The sequence below is a fragment of the Aeromonas veronii genome (assembly GCA_041319085.1).
Taxonomy (GTDB): domain Bacteria; phylum Pseudomonadota; class Gammaproteobacteria; order Enterobacterales; family Aeromonadaceae; genus Aeromonas; species Aeromonas veronii_F.
Map to the genome: position 1 here is coordinate 738,423 of CP101033.1, position 20,700 is coordinate 759,122.

General features: G+C 61.7%; 20 protein-coding genes. 8 read left to right on the forward strand and 12 right to left on the reverse strand.

Annotated elements, in window-relative coordinates; translation table 11 throughout:
• Positions 1–19 precede the first annotated feature (19 nt).
• Positions 20–988: a CDF family Co(II)/Ni(II) efflux transporter DmeF gene (gene dmeF / locus NMD14_03810; protein XEI33566.1), complete on the reverse strand. Its 969-nt coding sequence runs from the start codon at positions 986–988 to the stop codon at positions 20–22.
• Positions 989–1,059: 71 nt separating this feature from the next.
• Between dmeF and NMD14_03815 the strand changes: the two genes are divergently transcribed.
• Together NMD14_03815 and NMD14_03820 are read left to right on the forward strand one after the other, a co-directional pair.
• Positions 1,060–1,335, forward strand: coding sequence for a metal/formaldehyde-sensitive transcriptional repressor (locus NMD14_03815; protein ID XEI33567.1), 276 nt, complete (start codon positions 1,060–1,062; stop codon positions 1,333–1,335).
• Positions 1,336–1,478: 143 nt separating this feature from the next.
• Positions 1,479–2,675 carry an aspartate/tyrosine/aromatic aminotransferase gene (locus tag NMD14_03820; protein ID XEI33568.1) on the forward strand — a complete coding sequence of 399 codons (1,197 nt, stop codon included), beginning with the start codon at positions 1,479–1,481 and terminating at the stop codon, positions 2,673–2,675.
• Positions 2,676–2,832: 157 nt separating this feature from the next.
• Here the strand turns inward: NMD14_03820 and menE are convergent, their stop codons facing one another.
• From menE to NMD14_03850, 6 genes are all read right to left on the reverse strand, one after another.
• A complete protein-coding gene (gene menE, locus NMD14_03825) occupies positions 2,833–4,260 on the reverse strand; it encodes an o-succinylbenzoate--CoA ligase (protein XEI33569.1) in 1,428 nt (475 codons plus the stop codon).
• Positions 4,253–5,182: an o-succinylbenzoate synthase gene (menC, locus tag NMD14_03830; protein ID XEI33570.1), complete on the reverse strand. Its 930-nt coding sequence runs from the start codon at positions 5,180–5,182 to the stop codon at positions 4,253–4,255. Before menC ends, menE begins: the two co-directional genes overlap by 8 nt.
• Positions 5,182–6,042, reverse strand: coding sequence for a 1,4-dihydroxy-2-naphthoyl-CoA synthase (menB, locus tag NMD14_03835; protein XEI33571.1), 861 nt, complete (start codon positions 6,040–6,042; stop codon positions 5,182–5,184). Before menB ends, menC begins: the two co-directional genes overlap by 1 nt.
• A 110-nt stretch (positions 6,043–6,152) precedes the next feature.
• Positions 6,153–6,956 carry a 2-succinyl-6-hydroxy-2,4-cyclohexadiene-1-carboxylate synthase gene (gene menH, locus NMD14_03840; GenBank protein ID XEI33572.1) on the reverse strand — a complete coding sequence of 268 codons (804 nt, stop codon included), beginning with the start codon at positions 6,954–6,956 and terminating at the stop codon, positions 6,153–6,155.
• Positions 6,916–8,676, reverse strand: coding sequence for a 2-succinyl-5-enolpyruvyl-6-hydroxy-3-cyclohexene-1-carboxylic-acid synthase (gene menD, locus NMD14_03845; GenBank protein ID XEI33573.1), 1,761 nt, complete (start codon positions 8,674–8,676; stop codon positions 6,916–6,918). The genes menH and menD overlap by 41 nt, the downstream gene beginning before the upstream one ends.
• 32 nt (positions 8,677–8,708) lie before the next feature.
• Positions 8,709–10,028, reverse strand: a complete 1,320-nt coding sequence (locus NMD14_03850; protein ID XEI33574.1) for an isochorismate synthase — start codon at positions 10,026–10,028, stop codon at positions 8,709–8,711.
• 208 nt (positions 10,029–10,236) lie between these two features.
• Here NMD14_03850 and NMD14_03855 point away from each other — a divergent pair, with 208 nt between their 5' ends.
• Entirely contained in the window at positions 10,237–11,142 is a 906-nt protein-coding gene (locus NMD14_03855) for a 1,4-dihydroxy-2-naphthoate polyprenyltransferase (protein ID XEI33575.1), read from the forward strand.
• A 76-nt stretch (positions 11,143–11,218) separates the two neighbouring features.
• On the opposite strand, the gene NMD14_03860 is transcribed toward NMD14_03855, so the two are convergent.
• The gene (locus NMD14_03860; protein XEI33576.1) at positions 11,219–12,613 is read right to left on the reverse strand and encodes a PepSY domain-containing protein; all 1,395 of its coding nucleotides are present in this window, start codon (positions 12,611–12,613) and stop codon (positions 11,219–11,221) included.
• Positions 12,614–12,892: 279 nt separating this feature from the next.
• Between NMD14_03860 and NMD14_03865 the strand changes: the two genes are divergently transcribed.
• Positions 12,893–13,300, forward strand: a complete 408-nt coding sequence (locus NMD14_03865) for a hypothetical protein (GenBank protein ID XEI33577.1) — start codon at positions 12,893–12,895, stop codon at positions 13,298–13,300.
• A 27-nt stretch (positions 13,301–13,327) separates the two neighbouring features.
• On the opposite strand, the gene NMD14_03870 is transcribed toward NMD14_03865, so the two are convergent.
• The gene (locus NMD14_03870) at positions 13,328–13,618 is read right to left on the reverse strand and encodes a YkgJ family cysteine cluster protein (protein ID XEI33578.1); all 291 of its coding nucleotides are present in this window, start codon (positions 13,616–13,618) and stop codon (positions 13,328–13,330) included.
• Between the two features lie 116 nt (positions 13,619–13,734).
• On the reverse strand, positions 13,735–15,114 hold the full coding sequence (gene dbpA, locus NMD14_03875) for an ATP-dependent RNA helicase DbpA (GenBank protein XEI33579.1): 1,380 nt from the start codon (positions 15,112–15,114) through the stop codon (positions 13,735–13,737).
• Between the two features lie 235 nt (positions 15,115–15,349).
• Here dbpA and NMD14_03880 point away from each other — a divergent pair, with 235 nt between their 5' ends.
• The gene (locus tag NMD14_03880; GenBank protein XEI33580.1) at positions 15,350–16,303 is read left to right on the forward strand and encodes an IS1595 family transposase; all 954 of its coding nucleotides are present in this window, start codon (positions 15,350–15,352) and stop codon (positions 16,301–16,303) included.
• A gap of 398 nt (positions 16,304–16,701) precedes the next feature.
• Positions 16,702–17,907 (forward strand): NupC/NupG family nucleoside CNT transporter, encoded by a 1,206-nt coding sequence (locus NMD14_03885; GenBank protein XEI33581.1) that lies wholly within the window; start codon positions 16,702–16,704, stop codon positions 17,905–17,907.
• A 63-nt stretch (positions 17,908–17,970) separates the two neighbouring features.
• Here the strand turns inward: NMD14_03885 and NMD14_03890 are convergent, their stop codons facing one another.
• Together NMD14_03890 and NMD14_03895 are read right to left on the reverse strand one after the other, a co-directional pair.
• Positions 17,971–18,471 carry a metal-dependent hydrolase gene (locus tag NMD14_03890; protein ID XEI34709.1) on the reverse strand — a complete coding sequence of 167 codons (501 nt, stop codon included), beginning with the start codon at positions 18,469–18,471 and terminating at the stop codon, positions 17,971–17,973.
• 125 nt (positions 18,472–18,596) lie between these two features.
• Positions 18,597–19,046 (reverse strand): YaiI/YqxD family protein, encoded by a 450-nt coding sequence (locus tag NMD14_03895; protein ID XEI33582.1) that lies wholly within the window; start codon positions 19,044–19,046, stop codon positions 18,597–18,599.
• A 139-nt stretch (positions 19,047–19,185) separates the two neighbouring features.
• Between NMD14_03895 and zntB the strand changes: the two genes are divergently transcribed.
• The gene (zntB, locus tag NMD14_03900) at positions 19,186–20,151 is read left to right on the forward strand and encodes a zinc transporter ZntB (GenBank protein XEI34710.1); all 966 of its coding nucleotides are present in this window, start codon (positions 19,186–19,188) and stop codon (positions 20,149–20,151) included.
• Between the two features lie 13 nt (positions 20,152–20,164).
• Positions 20,165–20,677: a mechanosensitive ion channel family protein gene (locus tag NMD14_03905; protein XEI33583.1), complete on the forward strand. Its 513-nt coding sequence runs from the start codon at positions 20,165–20,167 to the stop codon at positions 20,675–20,677.
• Positions 20,678–20,700 lie beyond the last annotated feature (23 nt).

The following is a 20,700-nucleotide window of genomic DNA, read 5'->3' on the forward strand; positions in this document are numbered from 1 at the left end:
ACGGCCCCCGCTATTTATCCTATGCGCTGGCGATCTCGATGGTCACATGCACCAGCTCTTCATGGATCGCCAGCCGCTCGCGGATCTGCTGCGCCGGCAGCGGATTGACCATCAGCACAGAGAGCACGCAGGCATACTGCTGCTGCCCCACCCGCCAGACATGCAGATCACGGATATCGGTCTGTGGCAACTCGGCGATAACCTCGCGGATCTCCGCCACCAGCGGGGTATCCATCTCGGCATCCAGCAGCACCCGGCCGGAGTCGCGCAGCAGACCCCAGGCCCATACCGCGACCAGTCCGGCGCCGACGATGCCCATCAGCGGGTCGAGCCAGTCTGCCCCCCACAACATGCCCCCCACCAGCGCCAGGATCGCCAGCACGGAAGTGGCTGCATCCGCCAGTACGTGGATATAGGCGGCGCGCAGGTTGAGATCCTGATGACCGTGGTGATCGTCATGGTCATGATGATGATCGTGGTCGTGATGCTCATGATGGTGGTCATGCCCATGCCCATGCCCATGATGGTGATGGCCGTGATCATCCTTGAGCAGCCAGGCACAGGCGAGGTTCACCAGCAGCCCCACCAGCGCGATGGCGATCGCCTGTTGATAGTGGATCGGGCTGGGATCGAGCAGCCGGAACACCGACTCGAACAGCATCAACCCGGCCACCCCCATCAGCAACAGGGCGCTGGTGAAGCCACCCAGCACCTCGATCTTCCAGGTGCCGAAGCTGAATCTGTGGTCGCGAGCGAAGTGGCGGGCGGCGCGATAGGCCAGCACCGAGAGACCGAGCGCCAGCGCGTGGGAGCTCATGTGCCAGCCATCCGCCAGCAGCGCCATGGAGTTGTAGAACCAGCCGCCGCCGATCTCCGCCACCATCATGATGACGGTCAGCAATACGGCCCAGCGGGTCTTCTGTTCGGCCAGCGGATTACCCTCGTGGATAATGGGTTGATGGCAGTGGGATTGAGCGAGGGACGACATGGATTTCTCCTGAGAGCGATGATGCAATATACTATACCCCAGTATAGTTTTGTTGATCGAGAGGATCCGTCATGTCCCACACCATTCACGACAAAAAGAAGCTGCTGGCCCGGGTGCGCCGCATCAAGGGACAGACCGGGGCACTAGAGAGTGCACTGGAGCTGGAGAGCGACTGCACCGCCATTTTGCAGCAGATTGCCGCCATCCGCGGCGCCGTCAACGGCCTGATGCTGGAGGTGCTGGAGGGGCATATGCGCGAACACCTGGGCGCCGCCGATGCCACCCCGGCCGAGCGGCTGGAGGATCTGGATCAGGTGGTCAGCGTCCTGAGATCCTATTTGAAGTGACCAGGGTGGCACGGCCTGCCAGTGGCGCTATCCCTACCGGCACAACAAGCGTCGGGCTTGAGCCACCGCGAGCTTTGCGCCATGATGTCCCGCCCGGCTGACCGCCGGTTTTACTGGACAGTCAATTTCAAGGATCCCCCCCCATGTTTGAACACGTCGATGCCTATGCTGGCGACCCCATCCTGACGCTAGTCGAGACCTTCCACAAAGACCCCCGCGAGCAGAAGGTGAACCTGGGGATCGGCCTCTATTACGACGAGCAGGGCCGCATTCCGCTGCTGCCGTCAGTGCAGCAGGCCGAGGCACAGCGCGCCGCGGCCCCGGCGCCGCGCCCCTACCAGCCGATGGAAGGCGCCGCCAACTACCGCACTGCGGTGCAACACCTGCTGTTCGGTGCCGACCATGAAGCGGTCAAGACGGGACGCATCGCCACCATCCAGACCATCGGCGGCTCCGGCGCGCTTAAGATCGGGGCCGATCTGCTCAAGCGTTACTTCCCGGCCTCCGAGGTGTGGGTCAGCAATCCGACCTGGGATAACCACAAGGCGATGTTCGAGGGGGCCGGCATCAAGGTGCACGACTACCCCTACTACGATGCGGCCACCGGTGGCGTACAGTTCGATGCGATGCTCGACTGCCTGAGCAGCCTGCCGGCCAAGAGCATCGTGCTGCTGCACCCCTGCTGCCACAACCCGACCGGGGTGGATCTCTCCCGCGCCCAGTGGGACCAGGTGATCGCACTGGTGGTCGAGAAGAACCTGATCCCCTTTATGGATATCGCCTATCAGGGCTTCGGTGACGGGCTGGAAGAGGATGCCTACGCCATCCGCGCCATGGTGGCCGCCGGTGTCAGCTTCTTTGTCAGCAACTCGTTTTCCAAGAACCTCTCCTTCTACGGCGAGCGCTGCGGCGGCCTGTCGGTGATCTGCAAGGATGCCGAAGAGGCAAGCCGCGTACTGGGCCAGATGAAGGCCACCGTGCGCCGCAACTACTCCAGCCCACCCACCCACGGTGGCCAGATCACCGCGGCTGTGATGAGCCAACCCGAGCTGCACGCCCTGTGGGTCGATGAAGTGACCGAGATGCGCACCCGCATCAAGGCGATGCGCCAGAAGCTGTTCGAGGTGCTGAGTGCCAAGGTGCCCGGCCGCGACTTCAGCTACTTCATCAACCAGCGCGGCATGTTCAGCTACACCGGCTTCACGCCGGAGCAGGTTGACAGACTGCGCGAAGAGTTCGCCGTCTATCTGGTGCGCTCCGGCCGCATGTGCGTAGCGGGCCTCAACAGTCGCAACGTCGACTACGTGGCCGACACCATGGCCGCGGTGCTCAAGAGCTGATCCGCGCAAGCTCTGACCAAGGCCGCCATGTTGATCAGTTCAGGGACCATTGACTGATCTTTTTGCGGTAAGGCCTTCTGCGGTAAGACAATCCGGAACCCGTCATGGGTTCCGGATTTTTGTTTTTAGTGAAGATCGGGAAGTTGTGAGTCTGAGCTTATTCAGCTTGGTGTGACAAGGTGGTCAGCTGTCGGGCAACTTTGCCCAGCTGTTGGCGGGAGGGTTTGAGATTGCCGCCAAGATCGGGCCAGGGGAGCCAGTGGTCGGGCACCATAAAGCCGGGCAGGGCGCTGCGGATCCAGGCTGCCAGTTCGGAGTCGGGAACCGGTTCGCCGTGCCAGTCGATAAAGGCGGCGGGGCGTTGCCCCCACTCGTCGCTCGGCACCGGCACCACCAGCGCCTGGGCGACGGCGGGATGATCCACCAGTCGCTGCTCGATGGTTTCGGGCTGGATGTTTTCACCACCCGAGATAAAGAGGTTATCGAGCCGCCCCTCTATCAGCAGCTCCCCTGCCACAGTGAACCGCCCCTTGTCGCGGGTATGAAACCAGCCTTCGCTATCGAGGGGAAGTTCCAGCTCTCCTGCCCGGTAGTAACCGGCAAACAGGGTGGCGCCGCGCACGCAGATCTCCTGCCCCCGGATGCACACCTCCCGTCCCGGTAGCGGTTTGCCAACTACGCCTGCATCGCCGGGGATAGCGGTGCAGACCTGACTGCCCATCTCGGAGAGACCATAACTCACCTTGGGTTCCAGCCCCATGGCGCAGAGATGGCTCACCAGCGGTTGCGGGATGGCGGCGCCACCGAGCAGCAGTTCGCGCAATCGGGTGCGAGTGGGATCAAAACCCTCTGCCAGCAGGCGCCAGAGCTGGGTCGGCACCAGCGAGAGATGGGTAATAGGCTGCTGTTCAAGCCGCGCCTTGAGCGGCTGACTGCGATCGTCCAGCACCAACGTGGCACCCGCCAGAAAGACCCGAAACAGGATGGCGTAGCCGCCGACATGGAACAGCGGCAGGGAGAGCAGCCAGCCGCAGGCCTCATCGAGGGGAATGAGGGTGGCAGAGCCGCGGGCTGAGGCAAGATGGTTGCAGAGCCGGTGCACCACCGCTTTCGGCGTGCCGCTGGAGCCCGAGGTGAGGATCATATTGTTGAGCTGGGTCGATGCCAGCGGCCATGTCTCCTCGCTTGCCGACAGTTCGTGCGTGAAGTCGAGCAGCAAGGGCTGCCACTCTCCTGCCGGGATCTCCCCTGCCGACCAGAAGGCATCGGCATCGAGTTGCACCGCCAGCTCGCGCTGTTTTTCGAGAGGGAAGGCGGGGTTGAGCGGGCAGAACACCACGCCGCTGCGCACGCAGGCCCACGCCAGCAGCACATCTTCCAGCGCCCCGCGCACCACCGCCGCCAGATGATCGCCACGGCGCACTCCGGCTTGTTCCAGCTGTTGGCACAGGCTGTTGAGGCGGGCATCGAGCTGGCGGTAACTGAGGGGCGAGGCGGTGTGGATGGCAATGCGGTTCGGGGCTGTGATTGCCCGGTGGCGTACCGGGCAAGGTGTCTGTTCGGGTGAACGGGAGGGGTCAATCACGGTAATACAGTTGCTCCAGTCGACTCAGATCCGGTTTGCCATCTTCCCCCAGCAGGTTGCCTGCCATCCAGCGGCGGGTATCCAGCCCCGGCGCCTGTTCCGGTGCCCACTCGCCCGCCAGATGAAAGAGCTGGTTCAGGCCCAGATCCGATTCGAAACAGGAGGAGATGATCACCTTGAGCCGCAGTTCGCGGGCGCGGGCGATCAGCGCTTCGCAGTTGGCCAGCGAACCGAGCAGGGTGGGTTTGAGCACCAGCGCGCGCAGTTGCGGGATCGGCTCCCACGGCTTGTCTTGCGCCAGCAGTTCGTCCAGCGCCACCGGCATGCCGGTGCGGTTGGCGACAAAGGCGATGTCGGCAAAGTTGGCGCAAGGGTCTTCCAGATACTCGATGCGATTCGGGTCGAGGTGGCCGCAGAAGGTCCACGCCTCCTCGCGGGTCCAGCCCTGGTTGGCATCCAGCACCAGCTTGAGGGAGGGGAGGCGATCGCACAGCAGGCGGATCAGCGCCAGCTCGTCACGCATCGGGTAGCGCGCTACCTTCAGCTTGGCCTTGCCGGGCGTGCGGTGCAGCCACTCTTTCCAGTTGCGCAGCAGCTCCTGGGGGGAGCCTTGAATGAGGGGATAGGGTTCCGGCAGCGGGTTGCGCTGCTCGGGCCATGTCCGGCGCGCGCAGTCGAGGCCAAATTGCACCGACGGCAGCACGGGGTTCGGGGTATCGCCGGCGGCCAGGGCCGCCAGCGTGGCGAGGGCTTCTGCCTCTGCCTGTTGCAGGCTCTCTTTCGAGAAGCCGGGCAGGGGGGCAATTTCCCCCCAGCCGTCGTTGATGCGCACCAACAGCCCCTCTCGCGCCACCTCCACCTTGCCGTGAAAGGTCAGTGGCTGGGTAAAAGGCAGTTGATAGCGATACAGGGCTAATGTCATCAGGGGTTCCGCTTGTATTTGGAGAAGTCGGGGCGACGCTTTTCGTTGAAGGCGTTGCGGCCTTCCTGACCCTCTTCGGTCATGTAGAACAGCATGGTGGCATTGCCCGCCAGCTCCTGCAAGCCCGCCTGACCATCACAGTCAGCGTTGAGGGCGGCTTTCAGGCAACGCAGCGCCATCGGGCTGTTTTGCAGCATTTCACGGCACCAGCGCACGGTTTCGCGCTCCAGTTCCGCCAGCGGCACGACGGTGTTGACCAGACCCATGTCGAGGGCTTGCTGGGCATCGTACATACGGCAGAGGAACCAGATTTCGCGGGCCTTCTTCTGGCCGACAATGCGAGCCATGTAGGAAGCCCCCCAACCGCCGTCGAAGGAGCCCACTTTCGGGCCGGTCTGGCCAAACTGGGCGTTGTCGGCGGCGATGGTCAGGTCACACATCATGTGCAGCACGTGGCCGCCACCGACCGCGTAACCGGCCACCATGGCAACCACAGGTTTCGGGCAGGTGCGGATGTCGCGTTGGAAGTCGAGCACGTTGAGGTGGTGAGTCCCCTCGTCATCGCGGTATCCACCGTAGTCGCCACGGATCTTCTGGTCGCCGCCGGCGCAGAAGGCTTTCTCGCCAAAACCGGTCAGGATGATGGTACCGATCTGATCGTCATAACGGGCATCGGCCAGCGCTTGCAGCATCTCTTTGACGGTACGGGGACGGAAGGCGTTGCGCACCTGGGGACGGTTGATGGTGATCTTGGCAATGCCATCGTTGGACTTGTGATAGAGGATGTCCTCGTAACCGGCGGAGCAATCCTGCCACTCAACAGGAGCGTACAGTTCCGCTTCCGTCATTGCTTCAATCATGGTTTTTTCCTTCTGATCTGGGAGAGTGCAGTTGAGCACCGAGTTGAACACAGAGTTGAGCAATCCCGGCATGTTGAACAGGTGCGTACAGTTCAGCTTCCGTCATTGCTTCAATCATGACTCGTCTCTTGTTGTTGGTTGACCCACTCCGCGAGGAGTCGGGCAAAGTTATCAGGCTGATGGGCGTGCAGATTATGGCCGCCATCCAGCACCAAGTGGTTGATTCTGCGATCCTGGTTCGCCAGCTGGCAAGCCAGCTGATGGAATTTGTGATCCCGCTTGCCACTCACCCAGGTGACCGGCAGCTGGCTCGCCATGAGCCAGGGGGAGAGATCCGGCTGCTTGCCTAGCGAAGTAGCGCGCAGCATGGTGGCGATGCCCAGACCGTCGTTGCCAAGGCGGCGGGCGATCTGGCGGGCCCGGGCCGCATCGTCAAGATCGGCAAACACCCCTTGCAGGTACCAGTCTGCCAGCACGTCAGCCAGGGGCTCGCGCTCGAAGCGCCGCGCCCACAGTTCATCGTGCTGGATGCGGGCGGTCCGCTCATTGTCTGGTAGCCCCGGGTGGCAGTTCTCCAGCAGCAGCCCCCGAAGCCCGGCGGGCTCGCGGCTGGCGTGATAGAGGGCCAGTCGCCCACCCAGGGAGTAACCCGCCAGCAGATAGCGTTCAATGTTGCGGCTGGCCAGCTCGGTGACCAGCCACTGGTGGCTCTGCTCAAAGTCGCTGACGTTGAGATCGCGATGCTGGCCGTGCCCCGGCAGATCGAGGGCGATGCAGTGGATGGCGGGCAGCCGGTCGATCACCGGTTGCCAGTCGCCGCTATCCCCCAGCAGGCCGTGCAGCAGCACCAGCGGCAGTGGCGCGTTGTCGCCATTATTTACCACGGATGGTGGCCCCCAGCGCCTTGAGATCATCGGCTACCTGCTCGCTCGGCACCCGGATCTCGATCAAGGTAACGCCATGTTTGAGGGCTGCGCGGTAGTCCTGTTCGAACTCGGCCAGGGTAGTCGGCGCGCGATAGGCGAGGCCAAACATGGCGGCAGCATGTTCAAAGCTGAGGCCGTGGGGCAGTCGGTAGTAGCTCTCCAGCAGCTCCCCTTCGCTGGGCACCGGCAACATACGGAAGATGCTGCCGCCATCGTTGTTGAGCAGGATCACCACCAGCGGGCGGCTCGCCTTGCCAAGCAGGGCCAGACTGTTGAGATCGTGCAGGGCGCTGAGATCGCCAAGCAGCAGTGTGGTAGGCTCATCACTGCCCGGCTCTAGCGACTGGGCAAAGCCATAGGCGGTGGCGATCAGGCCATCGATGCCGGAGGCGCCGCGGTTGGTCATCACCCGACCCGGCCCCTTGCCCGTTTCACCGAGCATATCCATCAGTCGGGCTGGCATGCTGTTGCCGACAAACAGTTGCCCCTCGATAAGACTATTGAGGCGATGGCAGACCCCGAGCTCGGAGAAGTGCTCGCAGGCGACGGCGATCTGCTGGCTGGCGTTGTGTTGCAGCTCGGCCAGCTGGTGCCAGGGGGCCTGAGCGATGGTGACCGGATGGGCGGCGGCAAAGGCGCTGGCACTGCAGAGCAGCCGGTTGCGCAGCCGGTAGTCGGGATCGAGCCGCGCCGGTTGCGGATCCACCAGCCAGTAATCCTGCCATGAATGGTGCTTGATGAACTGGCCGAGCCGCTTGGAGACAAGCCGCGCGCCAAATTGCAGCAGCACCTCGGCGCGTCCCAGCTCGGCGACGAATGCAGGGTCGTTGAGCGCCAGATCCATATGAATGAGGTTGCGGCTATCGAAGCGGAGCTGGCTCTGCAGATCCGCCAGCAGCGGCCAGCCGAGTTGCTCCGCCAGTGTGGCGACCGCCTGTGCCTGTTCGGGATCCGTGATCCGTCCGGCTACAATCACCCCGCGCTTGTGTTGCCACTCGTGCCATTCGGGCTGTGGTGGGCAGGCCGGTACGTTCTGTTGCCACGGGCTCCATGGCCTGTGGGAGCTGAGCCAGTTGCCGAGGGGGGCCAGATAGTCGGAGAAATCCTGATAGTGCTCGCCCGGGTAGAGAGGCTCGGGGTACATGCAGTTGAAGTGCACCACCCCGGGAGTGAGCGCCTGCTTGGCCAGCGCCTGATCCACCGAGCTCAGCACAAACGCCGCCGGAATGGTCGGGGTGGGGCTTGGCAGGTTCTGCTGATAGACGGGGTAGCGGCCGAAGATCCCCTGCTGATCGATCGCCTGATTGGCGCCGTTGTCGATAAGCTCAGGAGGGCGGTCGGCGGAGAGAATAATCAGCGGCACCCCGGTGAGCTGGGCCTCTGCCACGGCGGGCCAGAGGTTGGCCACGGCTGTGCCCGACGTCATGATCACCGCCACTGGCCGGTTGCTCCCCTTGGCCAGCCCCAGCGCCATAAAGCCGAGGCCGCGCTCGTCAAAGTGCAGGTGACGGCGAAAGCCCTGATGGGCCGCGGCCGCCATGGTCAGCGGCGCAGAGCGGGAGCCGGGGGCCAGCGCGATGTCGCGCACTCCGAGGCGAAAGAGCTCCTCCAGCAAGAGGGAGGACCAGACGTGGTTGAAGGTGGCGTGCTGGCTCGAAAACGGGGGGCAGGCAAACTCTTCGCTGGCAGGCTCTTTACGGGTGGGCATAGGGGCTCTCGCGGGTTGAAAAGGGGTCATGGCTATCCCAGTAGGGAGAGCACATTGGCGATCTTGTTGTCGAGTTCGGCCCACTCGGCGACAGGCTCGGAACCGGCGACAATGCCGGCACCGGCAAACAGGGTGACGCTGCCCGGCTGAATGCGGGCGCTGCGAATGGCGACCGAGAACTCGGAGGTCTCCCGGCTCAACATGCCACAGGCACCGGCGTACCAGCCCCGATCATAGGGCTCGAACTCGCGGATAAAGGCCAGTGCGGCCTCACGCGGGGCGCCGCCCACAGCCGGAGTCGGGTGGAGGGCATCGAGCAATTGCCAGTCGCAGACCCCGGGCTTGAGCTCGGCCTCGATATCGCATCTGAGGTGTTGCAGCAGCCGCAGTTTGAGAATGCGCGGCTCGGTCAGGGTGGCGTCGTGGGCCAGCGGAGCCAGACGGCTGAGGATGTCGGCATGTACCAGCCGGTTCTCCAGCCGGTTCTTGCTGTCGGCCAGCAGCTCGGCGGCCAGTTGGGCATCCACCTCTTCATCACCGGAGCGGCGGATGGTGCCCGCCAGCGCCTCGGTAAAGAGGTGGCTCCCTTCCCGGCGGTAGAGCCGCTCGGGGGAGCAGGCGATAAAGGCCTGCTCGGGGGAGAATTGAAAACCGAAGTGGAAGCAGTCCTGGGCGTGGCGAGCCCACTGGTCGAGCATGGCCCAGGGACATACATCACCATTGCCGTGCTGGCTGGTCAATATGCTCTCCCGCGACAGTACCACCTTGGGGGTGTGGGCCTGAAAATCGGGGGCGGTGACGCGCTCCACCAGCGTTTGCCACTGGGCGGGACCGGGGCAATCCTGTCGCTGCCAGGGCTGTTTTTGCAGGGCGGGTAGCGGGGTTTCCGGGCGCAGGGCCTCGAGGGCGGCGTCGGCGGCCTGCAGTTCGGCCTCGAGATTGTGGTCATCCAGCCAGAGGTTGAGGCAGAGGCTGACGCATTCGCCACGGCGCACCAGCTCGATGCGGGGCAGCACGAAACGGCAGGGGCCAAACCCTTGCCAGCCGGACTGGGCCGGATCGAACGCCAGTCCGCCATAGTAGCGGGGGCTGTCGTCATGATGCTGGCTGGCGTTGGCACACACCTGTTTGATGGCGTACGGCTCGGTCAGTTCATGGATCACGCCCAGCGCGACATACTCGGGACGATCCTCTCCACGGGCCTGCCAGTAGATGCGAGGATAGAGGGTTTGCGCCGCGAGCCAGCCCAGAAAGGAGCGGATCTCGATTGCCACTCGCAACCGCACGAAGCCGCTGACGTTGCTGTGACGCAGGGCGTCCAGTTGTTGCTTGATATGGGTCTGAGCCAACATGGATTCTTGTCTGAGCCGGGTAGTAACGAGCGATCCGGTAGCCGGATGCCGTAGGTTTATGCCAAAGGGCGATGATTTCCTATATATTATCTGCCCATTCGTCCATGTAAATCGCCCGAGGGAGCTTCACTCTCCGGGGCCAAGTATACCCAAATCCGGTTCGATAACCCTTAACACGATCAATATCCGATTGTTTGGCCATCACAATATGACAAATACCTTCTCTGTTTGGTTGCTGGCGGCGCGTTTGCGAACACTGCCGCTCGCCTGCTCTTCCATCCTGCTGGGCTCGGGGCTGGCTGCCAGTCGTGGTGCCTTCGATGGCACCATCATGGCGCTCTCGCTGCTGACCGCCATCCTGCTGCAGATCCTCTCCAATCTGGCCAACGATTACGGCGATGCGGTCTCCGGCGCCGACAATGGCGAGCGGATCGGCCCGCAGCGGGCGGTGGTCTCCGGCCTTATCACCAAAAAACAGATGTGCGTGGCGATGGCGCTGACCGCGCTGGCGGCGGTGGCCAGCGGCCTGCTGCTGCTGGGCTGCGCCTTTGGTGGCCAGTGGCTGCAGATCTTGGCATTCGTGGTGCTGGGGGGCGCGGCCATCGTAGCGGCAGTGACCTACACCGTGGGCAAGACCCCTTACGGCTATCGCGGGTTTGGCGACATCTCTGTGTTCCTGTTCTTCGGTCTGCTGGGGGTGCTCGGCTCCTACTACCTCTTCACCAAGAGTCTGGCGTGGGATCTGCTGCTGCCTGCCACTGCCTGTGGTCTGCTGGCGACCGCCGTGCTCAATATCAACAATGTGCGCGACATCGAGACCGACGCCGCCAGCGGCAAGATCACTCTGGCGGTACGCCTTGGCCGCAACCGCGCCATCGCCTATCACTGGGTACTGTTGGGGGCTGCGCTGCTGGCGACCATCGCCTTTATCCTGATCCAGCCCGCCAGTTTCTGGCCGTGGATCTTCCTGCCCGCCATGAAGCCCCTCAGCGATGCGGCGCGTACCCTGCGCGAAAGCTACGATGGCGAGGTGCTGACCGGCGCCCTCAAGAAGACAGCCATCAGCGCGTTTCTGTTCAGCCTGCTGCTCTCCATCGGGTTGGCGCTCTCCTGACGTGCTGAATAGAAAGGCGATAAATGAAAAGGGCTCCCGAACGGGAGCCCTTTTTGATCGTCATCGGGTGCTAGGGTCAGCTGGCCTTGGTTAGCGCCGGTGCACGACGGGAGAAAAGCAGGGTATCCAGCAGCCAGATGGCGACCATGGAGACGCCCACCAGCGGGAAGGCGATCCCCAGCAGGATCAGCAAGGCGATGGCACCGCGCATCGGCGGGAGTTGGGCGGGCAGCGGCGGCGCGGCGAGACGCCCCTGCGGGCGGCGGCACCACCAGATCCACAAGCCGCTTACGGCACTAGCCAGCACCATCAGGCAGATGATCAGCATGGCGAGCTGGTGGGGCCAGCCGTAGAGCTTGCCCATGTGCAGCATGACGCCGCTCTCCACCGTCTTGGCGACCGGGCCGTAATCCTGCCAGCGCACATCGGCCAGCACCTTGCCGCTGTATTGATCGATATGCAGGGTGGCGTCGTTGCGTGGATCGTCGGCAAACAGGGCGATGGTGTAGACGCCGGTGGCGCCGACCGGCGGGGTGATGCTGTAACCCGGTTGGACTCGCCGCTCATGGGCTGTCTCGACCACCTGTTGCAGCGCAATGCGCTGGCTGGCCATCACCATACCCTCATGCTCGCCGTGGTTCATGGCACCATGATCGTGCGCCTCATCGACCGGCTGCGAGCTGGGCATGGGGGTGTTCTCCATCGCCCAGGGAACGGTCTGCTCATGAGCCTGATTCAGGCTGCGGGCCAGCGGCGCCGATTTGGGCACCTCGTTCCACATGGCGGCGGGGAAGCGGTTCCAGACCGCGGCAAACTGATCGCCCCAGAAGCCGGTCCAGGTCATGCCGCTCAGCAGCAACAGCAGCAGGAAACCGGCGCCCCAGAAGCCGACCACGGCGTGCAGATCCCGCCACCAGAGACGTCCGCGCTGGTTCATTCTGGGCCAGAGGATGCCGCCCACCCCGGGCCCCTTGCGTGGCCACCAGAGGTAGAGGCCGCTGATAAGCAACACCAGTCCCCAACCTGCGGCCAGTTCGATCAGCCGATCCCCTGTGGTGCCGAGCAGCAGCTCGGCGTGCAGAGCGCGAGCGACCGCTTGCAGATTCCACTTGTTATCCATGGTGCCGAGCAGGGCGCCGCTGGCGGGATCGAGGAACAGAGTCAGCTCCTGTTCACCCCGATTGACGATGAACTGAGCGCTCAGGTCGGGAGCGGCAGGCGGCAGATATTTGCGCAGGCTGGCGTCCGGCATGGCGATCATCGCCTTGGCCAGCAGCTGGTCGGCACTCAGGGTCTGGCTGGCGGGGGCGACCTTCATCAGCTCGGGGTACATCAGGTTGTCGAGCTGGGGTTTGAACAGATAGACGATCCCGGTCAGCGATAGCAGGATCAGGAAAGGGGCGACAAAGAGACCGGCGTAGAAGTGCCAGCGCCAGATCCGTTGGTAATGACTCGAGTCCCTGTTTTTCATTGCGCATCCTTGTTAGAGTGCCAAACCTTTCGGTTGGTGGAATGTTTGTGGCGGCACGGATAATAGCAGTAACGTTTCGTTAACTTCAATCACACATATCGTGACCGGTTCAGTGCGGGATGGCGGTGATATAGCGCGCTGACAGGGCGATGGCGGTTTGCCGGATGGGATGAGAACGCTTTGGGGAAAGAGAGTTTTCTGCTGGACTTTTCCTTATAAATTATTACCTTGTGATAAAAATTTGCAGGCGAGGGTAGTGGTAACGGAATGGGAGTAGTCATGCAGCCACATGGGCAGTTCGAGATGGAGCGCGTGGGCCAGATGTTGATCTGCCGCCCGAGTGGCCCCTTCAATCTGGCGGGCGCCATGGCCTATGAAGCGCGTTTTCGCCACGAACTGGCCGATCTGATGGGGCGCCCCTGGGGGATTGTCGAGGTCGCGACCGAGTTCGAAGCAGCCGGGCCCGAGGTGCTGGCCCGTTTTCGTCGCCAGTTTGGCTGGTGTGCCGAGCGTGGCTGCCAGTATCTGGCGGTGGTCTTGGTGGGGGGCTTCAAGCGTTATTTGGCGGATAACATCTTCAAGGATCTGCCCTTTCGGGCGGTACGTTACTTCGAACAGGAGGCCGCCGCCCTCCAGTGGCTGGAGGAGCAGCTCAGCACCGCTCCCTGTGCACCAGCAGGCGCTTGACCACCCCGCTCCCCGCGTGGACGAGCTTCACTCCAGCTTGATAAACCACTTGTCTCGCTCGTCAATGCAGTCGGGTTCACCCATTTCGAACTCGCGGCAGATGAGGGGGCGCACCTCATAAATGCGGCACATCATGGTGTTGCGGTCGAGCGCCGCACACCAGCCATCTTCCAGTCGGTGCATCACGGGCACCTGACCCTCAATCTCGTCCACGTAGCGATCCGGTACGCCGGTATCGGTAAACAGCATCACTTCGAGGCGGCAGCAGCAGGCTTCGCAGTTCTGGCAGCTGACGTCGGCTTGGGGTTCTCTGTTCATCTGTGTTTTCCATGCCATCGGAATGGCACATTTTCGATAAAAAAAACAGGCGCCTGCAAAGGCGCCCGTGCTGTGGTTCATGACAAGTCGGGCAGAGATGCTGCCCGCCATCGTCCTTAGCCCAGTTTGCGGGCGCGGTAGCTGCGCCCCTTGATCTTGCCTTCCTGCAATCGCTTGAGGGCGGCGCTCGCCACGCTGCGCTTCACGGCGACGTAGGAGTACTGCTCGGCGATCTGGATCTTGCCCACGTCGGCGCCGGCAATGCCGCCTTCGCCAGTCAGGGCGCCAAGAATGTCACCGGCCCGCACCTTGGTCTTGCGACCGGCATCGATGGAGAGGGTCACCATCTGCGGCGCGATCGGCTTGATGTCGCGACCTATGCTGTCGAGATCACCCAGCGGCATCGGGGCCCGCTGGTACTCTTCGATGAAGTTGACCCGCTGGGCTTCGTTCGGCTGATAGAGGCTCAGGGCCAGACCCTGCTGGCCGGCACGACCGGTACGGCCGATGCGGTGCACGTGCACTTCCGGATCATAGGTCAGCTCGTAGTTGATGACGGCGCCCAGCTCCTTGATGTCGAGGCCACGGGCCGCCACGTCGGTGGCCACCAGAATGGTGGCGCTGCCGTTGGCAAAGCGCACCAGCACCTGATCCCGCTCGCGCTGTTCCAGATCGCCGTTCAGCGCCAGCGCGGAGAAGCCCTTGGCGGCCAGATGGTCGGCCACCTCGTTACAGGCGCGCTTGGTGTTGCAGAACACCACGCAGGAGCTCGGCTGGTAGTGGCTCAGCAGCCAGGTGAGGGCATCGAGGCGCTGACCAAAGGGGACTTCGTAGAGCTTCTGTTCGATAGCGCTCCCCTCGTGCAGGGACTCCACGCTCACCTCGACCGGATTGCGCTGCACGCCGCGGCTCATCTGGGCGATCCCTTCCGGATAGGTGGCGGAGAACAGCAGGGTCTGACGGCGCTCGGGGGCATAACTAATGACCCGGTTGATATCTTCGCCAAAGCCCATGTCCAGCATGCGATCCGCTTCGTCCAGCACCAGCGTTTCCAGGCTCGAGAGCTCCAGCGTGCCCTGCTCCAGATGCTTGAGAATGCGGCCCGGGGTGCCGACGGCGATGTGGGCGCCAAAGCTCAGGGTGGCGGACTGCGGTGCGGTCGGGGTGCCGCCGCACAGGGTGACCAGCTTGACGTTGGGCAGGGCGCGCGCCAGACGACGGATCTCGGTGGCCACCTGATCCGCCAGTTCACGGGTCGGACAGAGTACCAGCGCCTGTACGTCGACACGGTTGACGTTGAGGCGGGAGAGCAGGCCGAGGGCGAAAGCAGCGGTCTTGCCGCTGCCGGTTTTTGCCTTGGCGATAAGATCCTTGCCATCGAGCACCAGCGGCAGGCTCTGGGCCTGGATCGGGGTCATCTGCAGGTAACCCAGGCTGGTGAGGTTTTCTTGCAGGGCGGGGGAGAGATTGAGGCTGCTAAATTCGCTGTTGTTCACAAAAGGACTCTATTTCGGAGAAAACGGGGATGCGCGAGCGCTAAGGCCGCGCATCATACCAGAATGTGGCACCGGATGTGGCGGATTTTTGAACGGCGGGCCATGAGGCGGCATGCAGGGTTCATTTGTTGCCAAATCGATCAGGGCAATCACTGACAATGCGAGGCGCTGTTCCAGAGCCGTATTGGTGGCAAGCGTTATACTTATTTCAGGTTATTTGAGTAAGGAGCTTGCCATGGACAGCCAAGCGTTTTCCTCAATGCTGCGTTCTTTTGCCCAGCTCGACCCAATCCAACTAGAACGCGCCCAGGAACAACTTCGTCACCATCTGCAACGTGATCAACTCCATCAGGCATTGGCAAACCAGAGCGAGGCTGTCGCAGCATGCCCCTGTTGCAATTCCTCCCATGTCATTCATTGGGGACGTGCTCGTGGTCAGCAGCGGTTCCGTTGTAAGGCATGCGGCAAAACATTCAATCAATTGGATGGTTCTGCTTTGGCGGGGCTTCATCACAAGCACAAGTGGGCTGCCTATGCTGACTGCCTCAGTCGTGGGTTGTCGCTGCGAGCCGCTGCCAGAGAGTGCGCCATCAACCTGAAGACCGCATTTCGTTGGCGCCATCGCTTTCTGCGCTACGCACTGACCACTCGAGCCAAGCAATTGGCCGGGATCGTCGAGGCCGATGAGGTATTTGTAGCCGAATCATTTAAGGGACGACGTCATCTGGATCGTCCAGCAAGGCGCCGGGGCGCGAAGGGTAAAAAACGTGGGCATATACCCTTGGTCCCGCTCTTAATCGCGCTAGATCGATATGGTCGAGAAAGTGATGCTGTGTTGTTAGATAAAAGCTTGAGTCAAATCGAACCTTCCCTAAAACCACTCCTCACGGCGGGAACAATCCTGTGCACGGATGGCAATCTAAGTTACAGCACGATTGCACAGAACGCGCCGGGCGTGATCCATAAGCGGTTGATCGCCAGCGCTCATCATCGAGTAGAAGATGATGTTTTCCACATCCAGACCCTCAATAACTACGTGAGTCGTTGGCGGGAATGGATGGCCAAATTTCACGGAGTAGGGACAGACTACCTGGAAAACTACCTTGCTTGGTTTCGAGTGGTGAACCAGGAGCCGAATACATCCTGTTCATGGCTGCTTGGCGGAGTCACTCGGCTCACCTACACGTAAAGGGAACAGCGCCCAATGCGATCAGGACTATTTTTTTTAAAAACACGCATCTAATTATTTATCAAGGATAAATATTTTCCATTTTTGGTATTTAAAAATAATGCGGAAAATTATTCCACGAGCAGTCGTTACGCCAAAGGGATGTTGCAAAAATGCTGTTTGAATATTTTAAAATACATATAAATGGCGTGCAGTTTTTGCAAGCTGTTGTTTTTATTTATCTTTGTGTTTTGTGTCGTGCGATTAATATCAGTGCGTTATGTAATTAATTTAAAAACGTTTGTATTATCCAGTATGCATGTTTTTGCCGTGAATTGTGATGGTTATCTGATTTTTAAATATGCAAATATCTATGATGGCGCCGGTCAAAAATTACAATTCACTCAGGTGCTACAGGTATGGAATACGTTCACTTTGTGCTCGGACTGGTGATGGTCCTCGCTCTTGCTTTGCTGGCTAACCGCCACAACTGGAAACAGATCAAGCTGCGTTATATCGGCCAACTGCTGGTGGTCGAACTGGCGCTGGCCTGGTTCATGCTGAACTCCGAAGTGGGTCTGGCGGTGGTGGGTGGCTTCGCGGCCGGCTTCACCAAGTTGATGGAGTTTGCCAAACAGGGTACCGACTTTGTGTTCGGTGGCCTGGTTAACGAAGGGGCCTTCTCCTTCTTCCTGATGGTGCTGATGCCCATCGTCTTCATCTCCGTGCTGATCGGTATTCTGCAGTACATCCGTCTGCTGCCGCTGGTGATCCGTGGCATCGGTACTGTGCTGGCCAAGATCAACGGCATGGGCAAGCTGGAGTCCTTCAACGCCATCAGCTCGATGATCGTCGGTCAGTCCGAGAACTTCATCGCCCTCAAGAACATCCTGCCGCACCTGAACGAGAAGCAGATGTACACCCTGGCGGCAACGGCGATGTCTACCGTTTCCATGTCCATCGTCGGTGCCTACATGCAGCTGATCGAGCCGCGCTACGTGGTTGCCGCGCTGGTGCTCAACATGTTCAGCACCTTTGTCGTGCTGTCGCTGATCAACCCTTACGAGCCGGACAATACCGTGACCGACGCCAAGGCGCTGGCCGAGGGGGACGAGCACCATACGCCGAAGAGAGAGAACTTCTTCGAGATGCTGGGCGAGTACATCATGGCCGGTTTTTCCGTCGCCGTTATCGTGGCTGCCATGCTGGTGGGTTTCATCGCCCTGATCGCCCTGGTCAACTACCTGTTCGAGCTGGCGTTTGGCGTGAACTTCCAGTTCGTCATGGGCTACCTGTTCTACCCGATCGCCTGGATCCTGGGTATCCCGAGTGGTGAAGCGCTGCAAGCGGGCTCCATCATGGCGACCAAGCTGGTAACCAACGAGTTCGTGGCGATGATGGATCTGGGCAAGATTGCTGCCGAGCTCTCTCCGCGTACCGTCGGCATCCTCTCCATCTTCATGGTCTCTTTCGCCAACTTCAGCTCCATCGGCATCATCGCCGGTGCGGTAAAAGCGCTGAACGAAGAGAAGGGCAACATGGTTTCCCGCTTTGGTCTGAAGCTGGTCTACGGTTCTACCCTGGTCAGCCTGCTCTCCGCTGTTATTGCAGGCATCATGATCTGATCCTCTAGTGGCACCCGCCACGGTTTGAGCCCCTGACGTCGTCAGGGGCTTGTTGTTTCTGGCTTACAGCCGCCAGCCACACCACCAGCCGGCGACCAGCAGGCTGAGGGTGCAAAAGCCGGTTTCGATGGCGCCACCACTGCGCAGCGGCCAGCCAGGCAGGCGGTAACGACGTTTGATGGGCCAGAACAGCGGAATGCCCGCCGGGGTGAGCCAATCCCCCAGCAGATGGCTGAGGTAGCCGACGATCAGGGCATCCTTGACCCCCACGGGCAGGGTGCCCGGCGGCAGGCTCTGGTTCAGCCCCCAGACGGCGGCGGCGACCGCCAGCAGACTGTGGGTGAAGCCGCGATGGCCGAACAGCCGCGACAGGGGTTTCGAGATCCACGGCAGTTGCTGCCCCAGCACCGATTTGGGGTGGTCGAGGTCGGGCAACAGGGCGCTGGCCAGCGCGGCAGGGATGGTCTGCCACAGACTGGCATCGGCCAGCGCCGGAGTGAGCTGCAGTTTGTGGGCGATCAGGGTGCAGGTAACGGAGAAGAGCAGGTGCCCTTGGGCGGTCATGATGATTACGGCGTGGACAAGATGGCGGCGCATCTTACCAGCCTGACGGTTGTGGTCAGCTCTTATTTTAAAAATCAGGATGTTACGGCGAAAAAGCGCCCAAGTAGGGCGCCTTTAGGGTCTCTTTACAGCGTGCCTTTGACCAGCCACTTGTCGAGGGCATTGGCGAAGCGCTGTTTGTCGGCGGCGTTGAAAGGGGCAGGGCCGCCGGTCTGCACGCCGGCCGAGCGCAGCTCTTCCATAAAGTTGCGCATGCCGAGCCGCGCCTTGATGGTCTCGCGGGTGTAGATCTCACCGCGGGGATTGAGCGCCTCGCCACCGGCATCGATCACCCAGGAAGCGAGGGGAATATCGCCGGTGATCACCAGATCGCCGGGCTGAACCTGCTGGGCGATGACATGATCTGCCACATCGAATCCCTTCTCCACCTGCTGGGTTTTGATAAAGGGGGAGGGGGGCACCCGTAATCCCTGATTGGCCACCAGGGTGGTGACGACCTGGGCGCGGTGGGCGGCGCGGTAGAGGATCTCCTTGACCGGAATGGGGCAGGCATCGGCATCAACCCAGATGGGCATGGCATGGTTTCCTGTAGTAAAAGCGGATGGAAAACGAGAGCGGTCATGTTAACACAGGCCTCCTTTCCCGGCGCGGGGCTGAGTCGTCCCCGCCTTTGGTGTAAGCTGGGGCCTGCATATGAAGCGAGAAGGAGATGAGATGGATCGGGTGCCCGGTGAAGTGATTTATGCCCTGACCCTGGATGGCAAGGGTGGCATGGCGCCGCTGACGGCGGGAAGCGAAGTCCCGGCGGCGCATCCCGGCTGGCTGCATCTGGATTACGGCAATCCCGATTCGGCGCGCTGGCTGCTGCAGACACCCTTGCTCAGCGAGGTGGCCAGGGAGTCGCTGCTCGGCCAGAGCAATCGTCCCAAGCTGGTGCGGATGGGGGAAACGGTGCTGCTGATCCTGCGCGGCATCAACCACAACAAGGATCACCGGCCCGAAGAGATGGTGGCGCTGCGCATCTTCATCACCCCGGATCTCATCATCAGCAGCCGTCGTCGCCCGCTGCTCTCGGAGCAGGATGTGTTCAACCAGCTCAAGCTGGGGGGCGGCGCCGACTCCCCGGCCGACTGGCTGGTGGAGATCTGCGATGCCCTGACCGATCGGGCGGGGGAGTTTGTCGAGGAGTTGCACGACAAGATCCTCGATCTGGAGGAGATGGTGCTGATGCGCGACCTGCCCGCCAATGGCCGCTTGGCGCTGATCCGCAAGCAGCTCATTATGATCCGCCGCTACCTCTCCCCCCAGCGGGATCTGGTGGCGCGCCTCGCCAACGAGAAGATCAGCTGGCTGGATGAGGATGACCGCCGCCGCCTGCTCGATATCGCCGACCGGTTGCGGCGCTGGCTCGATGATCTCGATGCCGGTGTAGCCCGCACGGCTGTGCTGGCGGACGAGATCAACAATCTGATGGCGGAGGCGACCAACCGCCGCGCCTACCAGATGTCGGTGATGGCGTTGCTGTTTTTGCCCGCCAGCTTCCTGACCGGCCTGTTCGGCATCAACCTGGGTGGGATGCCGGGGGCCGAGAGCCCGACCGCCTTCTGGGTCTTCTGCGGATCCTTGGTTACGCTGGCAAGCGGGCTGGCTGTCTGGCTCAAGCATCGGCGCTGGTGGTAAGGAGGCATAACCCATGTGGCAATCCATTGGCCTGACCTTGCTGCTGTTGCTGGGGCATACCCTGATCCGGCGGCTGATTCACAAGAGCCTGCTGGCGCTCGGTCAGAGCAGGCAAGTGAGCGAGAACCGGGTGCTCTACGTGGCCCATGTGTTCTACTTCCTGCTCGGCTGCGCCACCTTGCTGGTGCTGGCCGGGGTGTGGGGGCTCGACTTCTCCCGACTGGTGGTGCTCGCGTCCTCCTTCTTTGCGGTATTGGGGGTCGCCATGGTGGCCCAGTGGTCGATCCTCTCCAACATCACCGCCAGCATCACCATCTTCTTCGCCTTTCCTTACAAGATTGGCGACCGGATCCGCATCCTCGACAAGGACGACTCGGTCACCGGCGTCATCACCGAGATTGGTCTCTTCTACGTGCGGGTACGTGATGACAACGGCGATCTGGTCACCTATCCAGCCAACCTGATCCTGCAAAAGCCGGTCAGAAAGCTGGAGGGCAAGGTGGCGGAACCGCTGCAACCAGAATAGAAAGCAACCGGAATAACAAAAGG